Source organism: Pseudomonas khavaziana (assembly GCF_019145205.1).
GTDB classification, from domain to species: Bacteria; Pseudomonadota; Gammaproteobacteria; order Pseudomonadales; family Pseudomonadaceae; genus Aquipseudomonas; species Aquipseudomonas khavaziana.
Genome location: NZ_JAHSTT010000015.1, coordinates 99,054 through 117,575 on the forward strand (window position 1 = coordinate 99,054; position 18,522 = coordinate 117,575).

Annotated in this window: 12 protein-coding genes; 2 read left to right on the top strand and 10 right to left on the bottom strand. The window is 59.2% G+C overall.

What is annotated here, in order from left to right:
• Nucleotides 1-177: 177 nt before the first annotated feature.
• Both pnp and KVH01_RS25745 read left to right on the top strand, forming a co-directional pair.
• Nucleotides 178-2,283 carry a polyribonucleotide nucleotidyltransferase gene (gene pnp / locus KVH01_RS25740; RefSeq protein ID WP_005791474.1) on the top strand — a complete coding sequence of 702 codons (2,106 nt, stop codon included), beginning with the start codon at nt 178-180 and terminating at the stop codon, nt 2,281-2,283.
• 295 nt (nt 2,284-2,578) lie between these two features.
• On the top strand, nt 2,579-3,199 hold the full coding sequence (locus KVH01_RS25745; protein WP_043051762.1) for a BON domain-containing protein: 621 nt from the start codon (nt 2,579-2,581) through the stop codon (nt 3,197-3,199).
• 387 nt (nt 3,200-3,586) lie between these two features.
• On the opposite strand, the gene KVH01_RS25750 is transcribed toward KVH01_RS25745, so the two are convergent.
• From KVH01_RS25750 to KVH01_RS25795, 10 genes are all read right to left on the bottom strand, one after another.
• Nucleotides 3,587-6,520 (bottom strand): DUF748 domain-containing protein, encoded by a 2,934-nt coding sequence (locus KVH01_RS25750; protein WP_217883361.1) that lies wholly within the window; start codon nt 6,518-6,520, stop codon nt 3,587-3,589.
• 87 nt (nt 6,521-6,607) lie between these two features.
• On the bottom strand, nt 6,608-7,624 hold the full coding sequence (locus KVH01_RS25755) for a class I SAM-dependent rRNA methyltransferase (RefSeq protein ID WP_217883362.1): 1,017 nt from the start codon (nt 7,622-7,624) through the stop codon (nt 6,608-6,610).
• A 68-nt stretch (nt 7,625-7,692) separates the two neighbouring features.
• A complete protein-coding gene (locus KVH01_RS25760; RefSeq protein WP_217883363.1) occupies nt 7,693-8,562 on the bottom strand; it encodes an oxygenase MpaB family protein in 870 nt (289 codons plus the stop codon).
• Between the two features lie 16 nt (nt 8,563-8,578).
• Nucleotides 8,579-10,516 carry an acetate--CoA ligase gene (gene acs, locus KVH01_RS25765; protein WP_217883364.1) on the bottom strand — a complete coding sequence of 646 codons (1,938 nt, stop codon included), beginning with the start codon at nt 10,514-10,516 and terminating at the stop codon, nt 8,579-8,581.
• Between the two features lie 103 nt (nt 10,517-10,619).
• Nucleotides 10,620-12,284, bottom strand: a complete 1,665-nt coding sequence (gene pgi / locus KVH01_RS25770) for a glucose-6-phosphate isomerase (RefSeq protein WP_217883365.1) — start codon at nt 12,282-12,284, stop codon at nt 10,620-10,622.
• A gap of 225 nt (nt 12,285-12,509) precedes the next feature.
• Nucleotides 12,510-13,361, bottom strand: coding sequence for a pantoate--beta-alanine ligase (gene panC / locus KVH01_RS25775; RefSeq protein WP_043050612.1), 852 nt, complete (start codon nt 13,359-13,361; stop codon nt 12,510-12,512).
• Entirely contained in the window at nt 13,358-14,158 is an 801-nt protein-coding gene (gene panB, locus KVH01_RS25780) for a 3-methyl-2-oxobutanoate hydroxymethyltransferase (protein ID WP_043050611.1), read from the bottom strand. The genes panC and panB overlap by 4 nt, the downstream gene beginning before the upstream one ends.
• Nucleotides 14,159-14,480: 322 nt before the next feature.
• Nucleotides 14,481-14,963, bottom strand: a complete 483-nt coding sequence (gene folK / locus KVH01_RS25785; protein WP_217883366.1) for a 2-amino-4-hydroxy-6-hydroxymethyldihydropteridine diphosphokinase — start codon at nt 14,961-14,963, stop codon at nt 14,481-14,483.
• Between the two features lie 2 nt (nt 14,964-14,965).
• Nucleotides 14,966-16,369 carry a polynucleotide adenylyltransferase PcnB gene (locus tag KVH01_RS25790; protein ID WP_124379464.1) on the bottom strand — a complete coding sequence of 468 codons (1,404 nt, stop codon included), beginning with the start codon at nt 16,367-16,369 and terminating at the stop codon, nt 14,966-14,968.
• 698 nt (nt 16,370-17,067) lie between these two features.
• Nucleotides 17,068-18,507 carry a sigma-54-dependent transcriptional regulator gene (locus KVH01_RS25795; RefSeq protein ID WP_043050608.1) on the bottom strand — a complete coding sequence of 480 codons (1,440 nt, stop codon included), beginning with the start codon at nt 18,505-18,507 and terminating at the stop codon, nt 17,068-17,070.
• Nucleotides 18,508-18,522 lie beyond the last annotated feature (15 nt).

Below are 18,522 nucleotides of genomic sequence, written 5' to 3' on the forward strand. Positions count from 1 at the left end.
TTGGTTGTCTGCCGTGTGTCAGTGGGATTCCCGCTGGCCCATGGTAGGCTCCCAGCCTCAAGTTTTATCTGGATACACGTTTTACCCCTGGACAAGGGTTGGGCCGATTCCCGACATTGCCCAAGAATTTCGCAAGAAGACAAGTTCCCCCAAGAGCCACAAAGAAGGTAGGACACCGTGAACCCGGTTATCAAAAAATTCCAGTTCGGTCAGTCGACCGTTACCCTCGAGACAGGCCGTATCGCCCGTCAAGCCTCCGGCGCAGTGCTGGTTACCGTTGACGACGACGTTACCGTACTGGTGACCGTGGTTGGCGCCAAGACCGCTGACCCGAGCAAAGGCTTCTTCCCTCTGTCCGTTCACTACCAGGAAAAGACTTACGCTGCCGGTAAGATCCCTGGCGGTTTCTTCAAGCGCGAAGGCCGTCCTTCCGAGAAAGAAACCCTGACTTCCCGACTGATCGACCGTCCGATCCGTCCGCTGTTCCCAGAAGGCTTCATGAACGAAGTGCAGGTCGTCTGCACCGTGGTTTCCACCAGCAAGAAAACCGATCCGGACATCGCTGCGATGATCGGTACCTCGGCAGCCCTGGCTATCTCGGGCATTCCGTTCGATGGTCCTATTGGTGCCGCTCGCGTTGCTTTCCACGAGAGCACTGGTTACCTGTTGAACCCGTCTTACGAACAGCAGAAAGCTTCGAGCCTGGACATGGTCGTTGCCGGTACTTCCGAAGCCGTACTGATGGTTGAATCGGAAGCCAAAGAGCTGACCGAAGACCAGATGCTGGGCGCCGTACTGTTTGCCCACGACGAGTTCCAGGTTGTGATCAACGCAGTTAAGGAATTGGCTGCCGAAGCTGCCAAGCCGACCTGGACCTGGGCTGCTGCCCCGGAAGCCACCGACCTGCTGGGCGCTATCCGCTCCGAGTTCGGTGCTGCGATTTCCGACGCCTACACCATCACCGTCAAAGCTGACCGTTACGCTCGCCTGGGTGAGTTGAAGGATCAGGTCGTAGCCAAGCTGTCCGGTGAAGAAGGCCAGCCTTCCGCCAGCGACGTCAAAGCTGCATTCGGTGAAATCGAATACCGCACCGTTCGCGAAAACATCGTTAACGGCAAGCCGCGTATCGACGGTCGCGACACTCGCACTGTGCGTCCGCTGAACATCGAAGTCGGCGTTCTGCCGAAGACTCATGGTTCAGCGCTGTTTACCCGTGGTGAAACCCAGGCACTGGTTGTAGCAACCCTGGGCACTGCCCGTGACGCACAGCTGCTGGACACCTTGGAAGGCGAGAAAAAAGACCCCTTCATGCTGCACTACAACTTCCCTCCATTCTCGGTGGGCGAGTGTGGTCGCATGGGTGGTGCCGGTCGTCGTGAAATCGGTCACGGCCGTCTGGCTCGTCGTTCGATTGCTGCGATGCTGCCTGCTGCCGATGTGTTCCCGTACACCATTCGTGTGGTATCGGAAATCACCGAGTCCAACGGTTCCAGCTCCATGGCTTCGGTCTGCGGTGCTTCCCTGGCACTGATGGACGCTGGCGTGCCGATGAAGGCGCCGGTTGCCGGTATCGCCATGGGCCTGGTTAAAGAAGGCGAGAAGTTCGCCATCCTGACCGACATCCTGGGTGACGAAGACCACCTGGGCGACATGGACTTCAAAGTAGCCGGTACCGCTAAAGGTGTTACCGCGCTGCAGATGGACATCAAGATCAAGGGCATCACCGAAGAGATCATGGAAATCGCCCTGGGCCAAGCCCTGGAAGCGCGCCTGAACATCCTCGGCCAGATGAACCAGATCATTGGTCAGTCCCGTACCGAACTGTCGGAAAATGCTCCGACCATGATCGCGATGAAAATCGACACCGACAAAATCCGTGATGTTATCGGTAAAGGCGGCGCGACCATTCGTGCGATCTGTGAAGAGACCAAGGCTTCGATCGACATCGAAGACGACGGCTCGATCAAAATCTTCGGCGAAACCAAGGAAGCGGCTGAAGCTGCACGCCAGCGCGTCTTGGGTATCACCGCTGAGGCCGAGATCGGCAAGATCTACGTCGGCAAGGTTGAGCGCATCGTCGACTTCGGCGCATTCGTCAACATCCTGCCGGGCAAGGACGGCCTGGTTCACATCTCCATGTTGAGCGACGCTCGCGTTGAGAAAGTGACCGACATTCTGAAAGAAGGCCAGGAAGTCGAAGTGCTGGTACTGGACGTGGACAACCGCGGCCGTATCAAGCTGTCCATCAAGGACGTAGCAGCAGCCAAGGCTTCGGGCGTTTAATCACCCGTAGTTCAGGCTGGAAAAAGGGACTCTTCGGAGTCCTTTTTTTATGGGTGCTGGAAAATTAAGCAAAATCAGCCATTTAACCCATCGCCAAAAACCGCAACTTGCATGCAGGTGCAGCGAGTTTCATGCAAGTTGCACGATTTCGAAAATTGGGTATTTTTTTAACTAATTGATTTATAAGAGTTTATTCTGCGTTTTTGACTTGGCACGCCGTCTGCAATATCTCTGTTAACGCTGCAGCATCAAGGTCCACACGCCGCAGACTTTTAATAAAACAGGAGTTACTCGTATGAAGAAGTTCGCTCTCGCTACTGCTACCGCTCTGACACTGGCCATGGGTGCTAGCGTGGCCTTTGCTCAGACTTCCCAGGCCCCTATGACTCTGGCGGCTGGTGAAATGACCAAGGCCAAAGAGTCCACCTCGGATACCTGGATCACTACCAAAGTAAAAGCTGATCTGCTGACTGAGAAAGGCATTCCTGGTTCGGACATCAAGGTAGAAACCAACAAAGGCGTGGTTTCCCTTTCCTCCGACGTAGCTATCTCCGACTCGCAGAAAGCGACCGCTGTAGCCATTACCAAGAAAATCAAAGGCGTAACTGCTGTTTCTGCTGACGGCCTGCTGGCTGGCGGCGCTACTAAAGCTGACGGTATTGATAAAACCAAAGGTGCGGCTGCTGATGCCAAAGGCGCAACCAGCGACACTTGGATCACTACTAAAGTGAAGGCTGACCTGGTGACCGAAAAAGGTATTCCTGGTACCGATATCAAGGTAGAGACCAACAAAGGTGTGGTTTCCCTGTCTTCCGCGACTGCTGTAACTGCATCGCAGAAAGAAACTGCAGTCGCAATTGCCAAGAAAATCAAAGGCGTTAAAGCTGTATCGGCCGATGGCCTGAAAGCTGAGTAACGCGCCCTTTTCGTCTGAACTAGATGGCGGCGGCTTAGGGTGAGTCAGATATCCACCCGATGCACCTCTGGAGTTCATGCGACCGACCACACGGATGTGGTCATTACAGGCCCCGACACTTGTGTCGGGGCCTGTTCTATTTCCGGGGGGTAATTGTTGGTCAAGCGAAGCATAGGAATATGGGAGGAGGCCTGGCCCAATTATTTAAACGTACTTCGCCCTCTGTAGGAACGAGCTTGCTCGTGAAAAACGTCAACGATAACGCTGCATCCTGAATGAGCGCGGTGCCTTTGAGCTTTTCGCGAGCAAGCTCGCTCCTACAAAAAGCCTTAACTGACTGGCATGAGGGCTCACCCTTCCCACATTTAGAATTGCGCGAGCTTCAGGTTACTCAGCATCCAGATGCATTGGGGTGATGACACGGCCATCTTTCTCGGCCTGCCCCAGCTGCGCATCAATGAAGTACACCCGGTCGTCTTCCAGCTGTCCCTTGTCCACCAGGTAATCCTTGATCGTGCTGGCGCGGTCCTGGCCCAGTTTGCGTAACAGTACATCACTGGCGCTCCAGAACTTGATCACGCCGTCCTTGAGCTTCGCCGTGCGCTCATCGCTGCCCAAGTCTTTCCATTCGGCCGGTGGCTGCTGCTTCAAGCGGGTGCGATAGATGCCTTCCAGCAGTGGGGCCTTTTCCTTCTCTGGCACCACCAGCAATGAGGCCTGGGCCGGGACTTTGTCGCCACGGCGCTGGAGGATCTTGTAGTAGTTGTATTGGTATTCACGTTCCAGCCGTTCTGCGGCCAGGAACGGCCCGTCGCTGCTTGCGGCAGCCGTGCCTTCAATTTCCAGGCGCAGGGTAGGGCGCTCTTTCAACGCCTTGGCCAAGGTGTTCAAAGCGCCTTCGGCATCTTTGTTCAGCTCACTGGAGCCGGCGTCGAACGACACATTGCCCAGGTCTTCCGAGCCGCCACCGGTCACCAACCCGCCGATAAACTTGAACGGCGCTGTTGCTGCCCGTACTACGAGGTTACGCAGGGTCTGCCACACAATCGGCATTACGCTGAATTGTGGGTTGTTCAAGTCGCCACTCACCGGCAGTTCGATGGAGATCTTGCCATCGGAGTCCTTGAGCAGGGCAACCGCCAGGCGAATCGGCAAGTCCACCGCGTCGGAGCTGTCGACTTTTTCACCCAGTTGCAGTTGTTCGACCACCACTTTGTTTTCAGCCTTCAACTGGCCCTTGGTGATCACGTAGTGCAAGTCGAGATTCAAGCGGCCCTTGCGGATACGGAAACCAGCGAACTTGCCTGAGTAAGGCGTCAGGTTGGTCAACTCGACACGCTTGAAGCTGGTAGCGATATCCAGCGACGCCATCGGATCAAACGGGTTCACGCTGCCTTTGATGGTCACCGGCGCGTAGCGGTCCACCTTGCCCTTTATGTCGACGCTGGCCGGTTTGGCCTGGCGGCTGTCGATGGTACCGATCTGGCCGTTGAGCTGTTGAATCGCGGTAGCAAAGTTGGGGGTTAGGCTGAAGTCGGCAAAGTTGGCCGAACCATCGTTGATTGCGATCTGGCCGATATGAATGCCCAGGGGCTTCTCGTTGCTGGCTGCGGGTTTGGCGGCCGACTTATTGCCACTGTCTGCCGGCTGTGGAACCAGCAGGTCATCAATGTTGGTGGTGCGATCGTCGTTGATCATGAAGCGCGCATATGGCTGCAGCAGGTTGACCTTGTCGATCGACAGGCTTTGGCCGTGCTGGTAGTTCACGCCCTCCAGTACCAGGCGCTGCCACTTTAGGAAGTCGCGGGTCTTGAGGGTGTCCAGGGTATGCAACTGATCAACCTGGGCGCGGCCGGTGACTTGTAGGGCCAGCGGCTCGGTGCTTTTGAGGTTCACGTCCAGGTTGCTGCCCAGCATGCCGCTGCGCAGTTCCAGGCGAATAAACGGGCTGATATAGGACTGGGCAACTCGCAGGTCGATATCCTGGGTATTCACTTTCAGTTTGGCGCTGACGGGGTTGAGGTTAACCTCGCCAGTCGCCTGGATCTTGCCTTGCTTGCCCAGGCCGGTGTCGACCTTCAAGGTAAAGGGGCTCTGGTTGAGGCTGTCGAAGTTCTGCACATCGACATTCAATGGGCCAAGCTCCAGCGCGACCGCAGGTTTGGCCTGGCGATCGGCCAGGTGCACCTGGTAGTTACGCAGTTGCACGTCCTTGAGCAGCACTTGCCAGGGTTTACTCGGGGCTGCCGGTTGCGCTTGAGGGGCATCGGCAGTGGCCGGCGCAGTGGCCGGTTGCGGTGCCGTGGCTGGTTTACTCGGCTGGCTGGCAAACTGTTTCTGCCAATCCAACTGCCCATCGGCTTCACGGGCCGCCCAGGTTTCCAGCTTGTTGCTGCGAATCTTGCCGACAACCACCTGCTGCTTGGCCAGGTCTACCGTGGTTTCGCTGACGTCCAGGCGCTCCAGGCGGGCCAATGGCCGGCCATCCGGCGCCTTGATTGCAAAGGGCGCGATGCTGGCGGCGGTGTTGGTCAGGTTCAGTTCGGTTTCTTTGGCCAGGCTGAATTTATAGTCGGTGCTGAAGTTGAGCACACCGTCTTCCAGCACCAGGGGCAAGGCGTCACGTACATAGGGCCACCAGGCTTTCATCTTGCCGTCGGTGACTTTCAAGGTGCCTTCGGATGTGATCGGTACCAGGCTGAAATTACCTTTCCAGTCGATCTGCCCACCGTCAGGGCCCGCGGCGACCAGGGTCATATCGGCGTTGTCTTCGGGCAAGGTGCTGAGATTTTTCAGCTCGAAGTCGAGTTTGTCGTAGAGGAATTCGATGGGTTCGCTGGGGCGCAGGTCCTGGAAGTGCAGGTTGCCGCCCGCCAGCTTGATGCTGTCGATACGCAGTGGGAACGGCTTGGCATCGGGATCGGCTGGGGTCGGCTCGCTCGGTGGCAGCTTGAACAACTGCGCCAGGTTAAGTTGGCCGGATTTGTCGAACAGCAGTTCGGTCTTGGGCTTGTCCAATTGCACATCGGCCAGGTGCAGGGCGCGGGTCCAGAGACTGTCCACTTGCAGGTTGGCGTAGAAGCGCTCGAAACCCACTTGTTCTTTGCCCGGCTCACCGATCTTCAGGCCCCACAATGTCAGTTCGAGGCTAAATGGGTTGAGCTCGATGCGCTCGATTCGCGCTGGCACCGTGGCGTAGTTGGCCAACTGTTGGTTGGCAATGCGAAGGGCAATGCCCGGTAAGATCAGAAAGCCCAGCAAGCTGTACAAAGCAAGGGCGGTCAACAAGGCGCCTGCGGCGCGAATCAATCCTTTGGGCATGGGTGACGCCATCTATGTCAAACGAGAGTGCCTTGGAGTATGGCACGGGAATTCGGTTCCGAAGAACCGTGGGTGCTGGGAAAGTTCCTACAGATGCAGGATCAAGGTCTTCAATGGCGGTTGCTGGTCTCTGGATGGAAAGTCGGCTCCCGGTGTCATGATTTGCCAGTCACGCACAGGGCGGCCGGCTTTTTCTGCGCAACGCAGCACCTGCTCACGCCAGTCATCCATGCTGACCTTCGCCAGGTTGTTGCAGCAAATCAGCACGCCATTGTCGGCGGTGGCCAGCAGCGCGGGCTTGAGCAGGCTCTGATAGTCGCGCAGTAAGTCGACGGTGCCGAAGGCGCTCTTGGCCCAGGCGGGAGGGTCGAGGAGTACCAAGTCATATTGGCGCTGTTCCAAGCGTGGATAACTCGGCAGTTTCTGGCCGCGACGCTGGGTGATCGGCAGGCCCGCCAGTTGGCGAATCGCCGGGAAGTAATCAGACTGCACAAAATCCATTGCTGGCAACTGCGGGTTGAGCAGGCCGTTTTCACGCCCAACCGCCAGGTTGCCTTCGGCAAAGTCCAGGTTGCACACCTCGCGTGCCCCGCCTGCCGCCGCGCTTAAGCCTACGCCACAGGTGTAGGCGAACAGGTTCAGCACGCTTTTACCGGCACTGTGGTCCTTGACCCAGCCACGGGTGTTACGCAAGTCGAGGAACAGTAGCGGGTCTTGCCCGGCATGGCGTCCACGCACACGATAGTTGAGGCCCCATTCGTGGCCGACCAGGTCTTCCAATGCCGCAGGCTCTGCGCGGTACACCGTGTCTTCGCGGTCGATCCGTGAGTTACCGCGGGCGCGGTCGTTGTATACCAGCAGCAATTCCAGGCCCATGTGCTGGTTGATCATCTGGTGCAGGTCCAGCAGGTCTGCGCTTTCCAGGGACTGGTGGAAGCTCTGCACCAGCAATTGCGGGCCGTAGCGGTCGATGGTCAGGCCACCGGCACCTTCCTGGCTGCCGTGAAACAACCGATAGCAGTCCGTACCCTGGGCGTGCAGTTGGTTGATCAGGTCTTGGCGATAATCGAGGGCGGCGCGCAGCGCCTGATTCAAGGGAGTCATGAAGCGGGCCTTGCTTGCGGTAAATGAGGGCATTGTGGGCGCGGAGTTTAACAGCTATGGGCCGCTACCTACATCAGCCCCATCCGCCGATGGGCGCGCTGCACCGAACCGTTGCGCATCGCCCAGCGCAGCAGTGGCGCACTGCGCTTGGCCCCGGCGCGGATCATCTGGCGTTGCAGCGGGCTCTGCTGTTGGTCGAGCATCGCGCTTGCCCAGTCGGGCAGCAGGTCGATCCCGGCCTGCATCATCAGGCTGCCGAAGGGTTTGGCCAAAGTGCTCGGGGCAGGGGCCTCGAGCAGCAGGCGCAGCACCTCACGGCTGCGCTCGTCGCACAGCAGTTGCGGGCGGATACGCACCAGATAATCCGAAATTTCCTGGCGTGAACGCGGCACATGCCGCGCGCCCAGGCGTTCAGCGACCAGGGCAATTTCGCTGTAGTAGCGATCCTGGTCGCGACCCGAAAGCCGGGGGTTGCGATAACGCAGGTGAGCGGCGAGAAAGTTGCTTACCTCGGCCACATGCACCCAGGTCAGCAGCTCTGGATCGCTGGCCGCATAAGGTCGCCCATCCGGCGCGTGGCCGACCACCTGCAGGTGAATGGTGCGCACTTTTTCGATCAGCCACTCTGCATCCTTGCGTGAGCCGAAGGTGGTGCCGGAAATGAACTGCGAGGTTCGTCGCAAACGCCCGAGCATATCCTGGCGGAAGTTCGAATGGTCCCATACGCCGGCCAGGGCCAGTGGGTGCAAGGCCTGCAGCATCAACGCACTGATGCCGCCGATCAGCATGCTGCTGAAGTCGCCATGCACTTGCCAACTGACCGAGTCCGGCCCGAACAGTCCGGGATCGCCCTTGGGGTTCTCCAGGTCCAGTTGGCCCAGTGACAAACCGGTCAGGCTCATCAACTGGGTTTCGATACGGCTGCGGATAAATTCCATGGCGACTCGGGGGTTCCTATCGGTTCAGGCGCTTGTCGATCAAACCGTCTACGACGCTCGGGTCGGCCAGGGTCGAGGTATCTCCCAAGCTGTCCAGTTCGTTGCAGGCGATCTTGCGCAAGATGCGCCGCATGATCTTGCCGGAGCGGGTTTTCGGCAGGGCAGGCGCCCATTGGATCAGTTCTGGCTTGGCAAAGCTGCCGATTTCCTTGCTGACCAGGTCCAGCAGGTGCTTTTTCAACGCATCGCTGGGCTCGACCCCGTTCATTGGGGTCACAAAGGCATAGATGCCCTGACCTTTGACGTCGTGGGGGTAGCCGACCACAGCGGCTTCGGCGATTTGGTCATGCAGCACCAAGGCGCTCTCCACCTCGGCGGTGCCGATGCGATGGCCCGATACGTTGATAACATCGTCGATCCGCCCGGTGATCCAGTAGTCACCGTCCTCATCGCGCCGCGCGCCGTCGCCGGTGAAGTAGTAGCCGGGATAGGGTTTGAAGTAGGTGTCGATCATGCGTTGCGGGTCGCCGTAGACGCTGCGAATCTGCCCCGGCCAGCTGGCCTTGATCGCCAGCACGCCACTGCCGGCGCCGCTGATTTCCTTGCCCTGCTCATCCAGCAGCACCGGCTGTACGCCGAACATTGGCTGGGTGGCGCAGCCCGGCTTGATGCGCTGGGCGCTGACCAGCGGGCTGAGCATGATGCCGCCGGTTTCGGTCTGCCACCAGGTATCGACAATCGGGCAGCGTTGTTCGCCGACCGCGTTGAAATACCAGTCCCAGGCTTCCGGGTTGATGGGCTCACCGACGCTGCCGAGCAGGCGCAGGCTGGCTCGGGAAGTACTCTCCAACGGGCCGTGGCCCTCACGCATCAGGGCGCGCAATGCGGTGGGCGCGGTGTAGAAAATATTCACTTTGTGCTTGTCGATCACCTGCCAGAACCGCGAGCTGTCCGGGTAACTTGGCACGCCTTCGAACATCAGCGAGGTCGCGCCATTGGCCAGCGGGCCATAGACAATGTAGCTGTGGCCGGTGACCCAGCCGACATCGGCGGTGCACCAGAACACTTCGCCCTCTTGGTAATCGAGCACGTACTTGAAGGTCATCGCCGCTTGTAGCAGGTAGCCGCCGGTGGTGTGCAGCACGCCCTTGGGTTTGCCGGTGCTGCCGGAGGTGTAGAGGATGAACAGCGGATCTTCGGCATCCATCGGCTCGGGCGGGCAGTTGTCGCTGGCGGCTTCCAGGGCGGCCTGATACTTGAGGTCGCGGCCCTCGTTCCAGTTCACGCTCGCCCCGGTGCGCTCCACCACCACTACGGTACTGACATCCGGACAACTGGCCAGGGCTTTATCGACGTTCTGCTTCAACGCCACGGGCTTGCCGCCGCGTACGCCTTCGTCGGCGGTAATCACGGTACGGCAATCGGCGTCGAGAATACGGTCACGCAGGGCGTCAGGTGAAAAGCCGCCAAACACCACCGAGTGCACCGCGCCAATTCGTGTACAGGCCAGCATGGCGTAGGCCGCTTCCGGAATCATTGGCATGTAGATGCACACGCGGTCGCCTTTTTTCACGCCACGGCTTTTCAATACATTGGCCAGGCGACTGACGTTTTGATGAAGTTGGTGATAGGTGATTTTGCAGGACTTTGTCGGATCATCGCCTTCCCAGATAAAGGCCGGCTGATCGGCGCGCTTTGCCAGGTGACGGTCGATGCAGTTGTAGCTGACATTCAGTTGGCCGCCGGCAAACCATTGGGCGGCGCCGGTCTTGATGTCTGACTGCTGGACGCTGTGCCAAGGCGTTATCCAGTCGAGAAAGCCCTTGGCCTGTTCGGCCCAGAAGGTGTCCGGCTGTTCGATGGATTGGCGATAGAGGCGCTGGTAGTCCTCTTGACTGAGCTGCGCAGCCCGGCGGACGGCATCGGCGGTGGGGAACGTGCTGATATCGAACATGAGTGATCCTTATTCTTGTTTTTGCGACAAGTAATAAAGATGCACCCTGTGGCAGGTGGGTTCAAGGCCAACGTCCAAACGCACGTTGGCCTTGAGGCCAGCTTCAGCCGCGGTGGCGACCGCGGAAGTAGTTGATCAGGCCCTGGGTCGAGGCATCATCTGCCAAGGTTTCTTCGGCGCCGGTCAGACGGTTGTAAACGCCTTTGCCCAGCTCCTTGCCAAGTTCCACGCCCCATTGGTCGAAGGCGTTGATGCCCCAGACAACGCTCTGCACGAACACCTTGTGCTCATACATCGCCACCAGCGCGCCGAGGCGACGAGGGCTGATGCGTTCGACCACGATGGTGTTGCTCGGACGGTTGCCCGGGATCACCTTGTGCGGTGCCAGCTTCTGTACCTCGGCTTCCGGCAGGCCCTTCTCGCGCAGCTCGGCTTCGGCTTCGCTGCGGGTCTTACCGAGCATCAGGGCCTGGCTCTGGGACAGGCAGTTGGCGTACAGCCACTGATGGTGGTCTGACACCGGGTTGAAGCTGACGATCGGCACGATGAAGTCGGCCGGGATCAGTTGGGTCCCTTGGTGCAGCAACTGGTGGTAAGCGTGCTGCCCGTTGCAGCCTACGCCGCCCCAGATCACCGGGCCGGTATCGGTGGACACCGGCGTGCCATCCTGGCGCACGCTCTTGCCATTGGATTCCATGTCCAGCTGTTGCAAATGCTTGGTGATGTTACGCAGGTAATGGTCGTACGGCAGGATCGCATGGCTCTGCGCACCCCAGAAGTTGCCGTACCACACGCCGAGCAAGCCCAGTAGTACCGGCATGTTGGCTTCGAACGGGGCGTTCTGGAAATGCTGGTCCATGGTGTAGGCACCGGACAGCAATTCCTTGAAGTTGGACATGCCGATGGCCAGGGCAATTGGCAAGCCGATGGCGGACCATAGCGAGTAACGCCCGCCGACCCAGTCCCACATCGGGAAGATGTTTTCTTCGCGAATCCCGAAGGCCACGGCCGCAGCGTTGTTGCTGGAAACGGCGATGAAGTGGCGATACAGCTCGGCTTCCGAGCCGCCCTGGGCCAGGTACCAGGCCCGAGCGGCCTGGGCGTTTTTCAGGGTTTCGAGGGTGTTGAAGGATTTCGACGAAACGATGAACAGCGTGGTCTCGGCGCGCAGCTTCATGGTCAGCTCATGAAACTCGCTGCCGTCGATGTTCGCCAGGTAGTGGCAACGCACGCCTTTATGGGCGTAGGACAGCAGGGCCTCGGAGACCAGCTCCGGGCCGAGGAACGAGCCACCGATACCGATGTTCACCACGTCGGTGATCGGCTTCTCGGTGTAGCCACGCCACAGGCCATCGTGTATGCGGCCGACCAGGTCGGTGATCTGGTTCAGCACCTTGTGCACGTCCGGCATGATGTTCACGCCGTTGACCGACAGCTTGTCGCCCACCGGGCGGCGCAGGGCAGTGTGCAGGGCAGGGCGGCCTTCGGAGGAGTTGACCGGCTCACCGGCGTACAACGCGTCGATCGCGCCTTTGAGGTTCACTTCCTTGGCCAGGCCCACCAGCAGGTCGCGGGTTTCGCTGGTGATCAGGTTTTTCGAGTAATCGAGGAAAAGTCCGCAGCTGCTCAGGGTGAACTGGGAAAAACGCTGGGGATCGGCATTGAACGCGTCGCGCATGCTGAAATCCTGCATGGCTTGGCGATGTTGGGTAAGCGCTTGCCAGGCGGGCAGCGCGGTAACGTCATGAGGGGTGCGGTAGTACGCCATCGCTGCGGGTTTCCTTTTTATTACGGGGACTGCCTTTAGGACACTTCAAAGCCCGGAACATCCCGTCTTATATCAAGCACTGGGTTCCAGACAGCGCTAACCGTAGCGCAGGGCGATTACATTAAACCTAGCGTGTCGATATGTCTTGGCTTTGTCTGCGCTGTGGCCGGTACTTTTTTATACCGGCACGGCGGTCGGGGCAACAGGTAGTGGATTAAAGAGGGGTCAGGCGAGGTTCAGGTGCAAGTTATCAATGAGGCGTGTCGTGCCTAGATAAGCAGCGACCAGAATCACCACATCACGGTCCTGCGCGGTGGCCGGACGCAGGTGCACACCTTGGCGTACTTCCAGGTAATCCATGCGCAACCCGGCGTTCTCAATGTACTGGATCTGTTCGGCGCGCAGCTTGGCGAAATCACGCTCACCGCTTTTGATGGCCGTAGCTATCTGGTTGAGGGCGCGATACAGCACTGGCGCGACGGCGCGTTGCTCCGCGGTGAGGTAACCATTGCGCGATGACAGCGCGAGACCGTCCTCTGCGCGTACGGTGGGCTCGCCGATGATCTGGATCGGCATGTTCAGGTCATGGACCATGGCGCGGATCACCGCCAGTTGTTGGTAATCCTTCTGACCAAATACGGCGATGTCCGGCTGGACCATGTTGAACAACTTGCTGACCACCGTGGCCACGCCTTCGAAATGCCCTGGGCGGCTGGCACCACACAATCCTTCGGACAGCTGTGGAACGCTGACGCGGGTCTGGCCGGTCATGCCACCTGGGTACATTTCCTCGACGGTGGGCGCGAACAGCAGGTTGCAGCCGGCTTGCAGGAGCTTTTCCTGATCGGCGGCCAGCGTGCGCGGGTATTTGTCCAGGTCTTCACCGGCACCGAATTGCAGTGGGTTGACGAAGATGCTCGCCACCACGAAATCCGCTTGCTGCGCGGCTTTGGTCACCAGGGTTGCGTGGCCGCTGTGCAGATTGCCCATGGTGGGCACAAAGCCGATGCGTTTGCCGGCACTGCGGGCGTGGGTAACCGCGGCGCGCAGTTCACGTAGGGTTTTAACGGTGTTCATGCCGAGAACCCGTGTTCGATGCCCGGGAAGGTGACGGCTTTGACCTCGCTAACGTAAGCGCTCAGGGCTGCATGGATACTGTCCTGGCCGGCCATGAAGTTCTTCACGAACTTCGGCACGTGGCCGGTCATCGACAGGCCGAGCATGTCATGCAGCACCAGCACCTGGCCATCAGTGGCGGAACCGGCGCCAATGCCGATCACCGGCACTTTGACGGCCTGGGTGATTTCTGCGGCCAATTCGCTGGGCACGCACTCCAGCACAATCATCGCAGCACCGGCTTGTTCCAGGGCGATTGCGTCGGCGCGCATCTGGCGCGCCTGGGCTTCATTGCGGCCCTGCACCTTGTAGCCGCCGAGGATGTTCACTGACTGTGGTGTCAGGCCCATGTGTGCGCATACCGGTACGCCGCGTTCAGCCAGCAGCCGGATCGACTCGGCCAACCACACTGCACCCTCGACCTTGATCATGTGGGCGCCGGCCTGCATGAGCTTGCCGGCGTTCTGGAAGGTTTGCTCCAGCGTGGCGTACCCCATGAACGGCAGGTCGGCGATGATCAAGGCGCCGTCGTTGCCACGCTTGACGCTGGCGGTGTGGTAGGCAAGTTCATCGGTGGTCACGGGCAGGGTGCTGTCATTCCCTTGAAGAACCATGCCCAGGGAGTCGCCCACCAACAACACTTCAACCCCGGCCTGGCAACAGGCGTTGGCGAAGGTGGCGTCATAGCACGTCAGCATGGTGATTTTTTCACCTTTGAGTTTGAGGCTCTGCAAGGTGGTCAGGGTAATGTCTGGCATGAAAAGGGTCCTCGTTCAGGCGCTTGGAAACAGCGAGTAACGCGCGTGAGTCTTCGTTTATACAGGCGCACTGTCTTGAAAGCAGTGCTTATAAGGCCTGGATTGCGCCCTGTAGCGCCGGGTTGGCGGCAGCGGGACGCCTATAGTCGTGAGGAGGACACGGGAAGTCAATTGGATGTGTTACCGCATTGTTACGAAGGCGGTGTTACCGCTGTTACTGACGCGATTGCAGGAGCGCGCTTGCTCGCGAAGAGCGCGTGGGCACCGCGTTTAAGCAGGTTGTGCACGTTAACGTTGGCGATTTTCGCGAGCAAGCTCGCTCCTACGAAGGTAAGCGTTCCAGGCCGACAAATGGGCAGGCTTCAAGCAGGCCGCTGAGGCTTTGCCCGTCAGGCAACTGCAGGTCGGCTGGCGCCAGCTCAGCCAGCGGGTAAAGCACAAACGCCCGCAGATGCATCTGGTAGTGCGGCACCTTGAGGCGTGGCTCGTCGATCAGGCGATCACCGAACAGCAGGATATCCAGATCCAGTGTGCGCGGGCCCCAGCGTTCAAGACGTTCGCGGCCCTGATCATTCTCGATGGCTTGCAGTGCATCGAGCAGGTCCAACGGCATCAGGCTGCTGTCCAGGGCCGCAACCGCGTTGGTGTAGCGCGGTTGGCCCGGGAGCAGGGAGTCACTTTGATAAAACGCGGAAACACCGGAGAGGGTGGTGTCTGGCAACTGCGCCAGGGCTTTGATCGCGCTGCGCAATTGCTGTTGCGGGGCAGCCAGGTTGCTGCCCATGCCAATATAGATACGTTCCACCTTTATTCGCCCGCGGCGCCCGAGGCATCGGCACTGCTGCGTTTACGCTTGCTACCGCTGCGGCGCCGCTTTTTCGGCCCTTCACCGGTACTGTCGCCTTTACTACCCAGCTCGCGGATCATTTCCCGGCGCTGGCTGTCATTGGCGTCCTGATAGTCGGTCCACCATTCGCCCAGGCCATCGGTCTGCTCGCCGGCGCTTTCGCGCAGCAGCAGGAAGTCGTAGCCGGCACGGAAACGCGGGTTGTCCAGCAACAGGTCGGCGCGTTTGCCGCTGCGGCGCGGCAGGCGCTCCTGCATGTCCCAGATCTCGCGGATCGGCATAGTGAAGCGTTTTGGGATGGCGATGCGTTGGCACTGTTCGGCGATCAACTCGTGTGCCGCTTCCTGCATGGCCGGGATCGGCGGCATACCACGGTCCTGCAGGCGCAGAACGCGCTTGGGCAGGGCTGGCCACAACAGGGCGGCAAACAGGAACGCCGGAGTGACCGGTTTGTTCTGCTTGATGCGCAGGTCAGTGTTGACCAACGCTTCGCTGATCAATGTGTGGGTGTACGTCGGGTTGTATTCCAAGGCCTCGGCGCTGGCCGGGAACAATGGATCGAACAACTGCAGGTCGACAAGCATTTCGAAGGTGTCGGCGGCATAGCCCGAGAGAAACAGCTTGAGCACTTCTTCGAACAGGCGCGCCGAGGGGATCTCTCGCAGCATTGGCGCCAGCTCGCGAATCGGCGCAGCGGTGTGTTTCTCGATGCCGAAGTTGAGCTTGGCCGCGAAGCGCACGGCACGCAGCATGCGCACCGGGTCTTCCTGGTAGCGCTGCGTCGGGTCGCCGATCAGACGGATCAGGTTATTGCGGATGTCATGTACGCCATTGGCGTAATCGAGGATGCGCTCGCTGACCGGGTCGTAATACAAGGCATTGATGGTGAAGTCGCGACGTTGCGCGTCTTCCTCCAGGGTGCCGTAGACATTGTCGCGCAGGATGCGCCCGCTTTCGTTGCGGGAAGACTGGTTGGTGTCTTCCTCTTCGTCGTTTTGCGGGTGCCCGGCGCGGAAGGTGGCCACCTCAATGATTTCGCGTCCAAAGTGGATATGCACCAACTTGAAGCGCCGGCCGATAATCCGCGCATTACGGAACTCGGCACGCACTTGTTCGGGCGTGGCGCTGGTGGCGACGTCGAAATCCTTGGGCGTGATGTTGAGCAGCATGTCGCGTACGCAACCACCCACCAGGTAAGCCTGGTAGCCGGCGTTCTGCAAACGTTCGACGATGTTCACCGCATAACGGCTGAATTGAGCCCGTTGCAGTGAATGCTGGCTGCTATTGAGCACTTCAGGCGTGCTGCGTTTGTGTTGCGTTCGACGCAAGGGAGAACGGAATGACTGGAACAACTTCTTCAGCATGGGATGCACTGTTTGAAGGAATGTTCGGCCATAACGAAGAATGACCGCATGATGGGCCGGGATTCTAGCATTTAGTCGGGGGATGGTGTAGGAACAAGCTACAGGCATTGCGCCATAAGCTTCAGAACGTCAAATGCCGGAAACTACAAGGGGAGCCGAAGCTCCCCCAGAAGTAGTTGCGTGCTCTATTTTTATTATTGGTTTCGGGCTTCTTGTTTTTGTTGATCGCCCTCGCCATGAAGCTTCACCTTCATGACACTCCCAATTGGGAGTCAAGAGCAAACGGATTGCTTTGGTCGCTGTGTTGCTGATCTACGATCCAACCAGTTCAGGCTCTGCCTTAGGGCAGTTTTTGTTGTTCTCGGCCTGGTTGCGGGGCAAGCCCCAAATGCAACGCCTCTCCAAAAGAATCAGTTAGCTGCGCCTCCGCCGTGTTGTTTTTGTTATGCGTGAGTCGATTCGTCTTATTTTTATTGTCTTGTACAAAGCTTGTTATTGTTTTTGTACTAAGCATATAGCAGGGTGCGTGCCAACTTTTGCGCCGGCCAGCAAAACCGGGGTGTTGAGGTGGTTTTGTGGTTTTCGGGGCCGAAAAAAAGCCGGAGCTTCGTTACCGTAAGCCCCGGCTTCTGTTACGTGAAAAGTCAGCGGTAACAGTTTTTTCACATCAGCAGGTGTTACCTGGTGGGGCGCACCCCTCAGCTTTCGCTGGCGACCCCGGTCTTGCGCCGTGGAATGCCCAGGCGCTGGCGCCGTTCCCACAGGCATTTGCGACTCACCCCGAGCTTGCGTGCCAGCTCGGTCTCGGTCATATGGTCCTGATGCTCAAGGACGAAATGCTGGAAGTAGTCTTCCAGTGACAAATCTTCCGTCGGTTCATGGCTGGTATTGCTAGCGCCACCCTGTTGCGGGGCCAAGCCAATGAAATCATCGTCGTCCAGATCACTGAGCTCGATATCGATACCCAGCAACTCGGCGGAAATCTCCGGGCTCTCCGACAGAATCACCGCACGCTCGACAGCGTTCTCCAGTTCCCGCACGTTACCCGGCCACGAGTAATGCCGGATCGCCTGCTCGGCGTCTGCGGCGAATTTCAGGTCGGTACGGTTGATACGCGCACTCTGGCGCAACAGGAATGCACTGGCGATCTCGTTGACGTCGGCGCCGCGCTCGCGCAGGGCCGGCAGCTTGAGGGCGATCACGTGCAGGCGGTAATACAAGTCTTCACGGAACTGGCCGATCTTGGCCAGGCTCTTGAGGTCACGGTGTGTCGCAGCAATCAGTCGCACATCGACCTTTTGCGATTGCACCGAACCGACGCGTCGAATTTCGCCTTCCTGCAGCACCCGCAGCAAGCGGGCCTGGGCTTCCAGGGGCAACTCACCGATCTCATCGAGGAACAAGGTGCCGCCGTCTGCGGCTTCCACCAACCCCGCGCGCCCGGCGCTGGCGCCAGTGAATGCGCCTTTTTCGTGGCCGAACAATTCGGACTCGATCAGGGATTCGGGGATCGCCGCGCAGTTCACCGAGATCATCGGTGCCTTGGCACGCTTGGACAGGTTGTGCAGGGCGCGGGCTACCAGTTCCTTACCGGTCCCCGACTCGCCCTGGATCAATACATTGGAGTCGGTCGGCGCTACTTTGCGGATCTTGCTGTACAGATCCTGCATCGGTGGGCAGGAGCCGATGATGCCGATCTCGCCATTGCTGTTGTCGACACCTGGCTTGTCGGCGCCGTTGGTCGTTTTACCGGCCGGGCGCTGTTCGGCAGGCGCGCTGCTGGCCGACTGACGGTCACGCAGGATGCGGGCCACGGCCTGAAGCATTTCATCGTGGTCGAAAGGCTTGGCGATGTAGTCCACCGCGCCCATCTTCATCGAGTCCACCGCCGAGCGCAGGCTGGCGTAGCTGGTCATGATCAGCACCGGGGTGCCCTGGCCCAGCTTGATCAGCTCGGTGCCCGGGGCACCGGGCAGGCGCAGGTCGCTGACAATCAGGTCGAACGTGGGAATGCTGAATCGCTCTTGGGCTTCCTGCACCGAGCCGGCTTCGCTGACCTGGTACTGATTTCGTTCAAGCAGGCGACGCAAGGCAGAGCGGATAATGGTTTCGTCTTCGACGATCAAAATGTGCGGCATTGATTCAATTCTCTC

Bases quoted from the DNA above. Each gene is read 5' to 3' on its own strand.
- KVH01_RS25760 (WP_217883363.1), bottom strand. From the start codon at position 8,562: ATGGAATTTATCCGCAGCCGTATCGAAACCCAGTTGATGAGCCTGACC.
- KVH01_RS25750 (WP_217883361.1), bottom strand. From the start codon at position 6,520: ATGCCCAAAGGATTGATTCGCGCCGCAGGCGCCTTGTTGACCGCCCTT.
- panC (WP_043050612.1), bottom strand. From the start codon at position 13,361: ATGAACACCGTTAAAACCCTACGTGAACTGCGCGCCGCGGTTACCCAC.
- KVH01_RS25745 (WP_043051762.1), top strand. From the start codon at position 2,579: ATGAAGAAGTTCGCTCTCGCTACTGCTACCGCTCTGACACTGGCCATG.
- panB (WP_043050611.1), bottom strand. From the start codon at position 14,158: ATGCCAGACATTACCCTGACCACCTTGCAGAGCCTCAAACTCAAAGGT.
- KVH01_RS25755 (WP_217883362.1), bottom strand. From the start codon at position 7,624: ATGACTCCCTTGAATCAGGCGCTGCGCGCCGCCCTCGATTATCGCCAA.
- KVH01_RS25795 (WP_043050608.1), bottom strand. From the start codon at position 18,507: ATGCCGCACATTTTGATCGTCGAAGACGAAACCATTATCCGCTCTGCC.
- KVH01_RS25790 (WP_124379464.1), bottom strand. From the start codon at position 16,369: ATGCTGAAGAAGTTGTTCCAGTCATTCCGTTCTCCCTTGCGTCGAACG.
- pgi (WP_217883365.1), bottom strand. From the start codon at position 12,284: ATGGCGTACTACCGCACCCCTCATGACGTTACCGCGCTGCCCGCCTGG.
- acs (WP_217883364.1), bottom strand. From the start codon at position 10,516: ATGTTCGATATCAGCACGTTCCCCACCGCCGATGCCGTCCGCCGGGCT.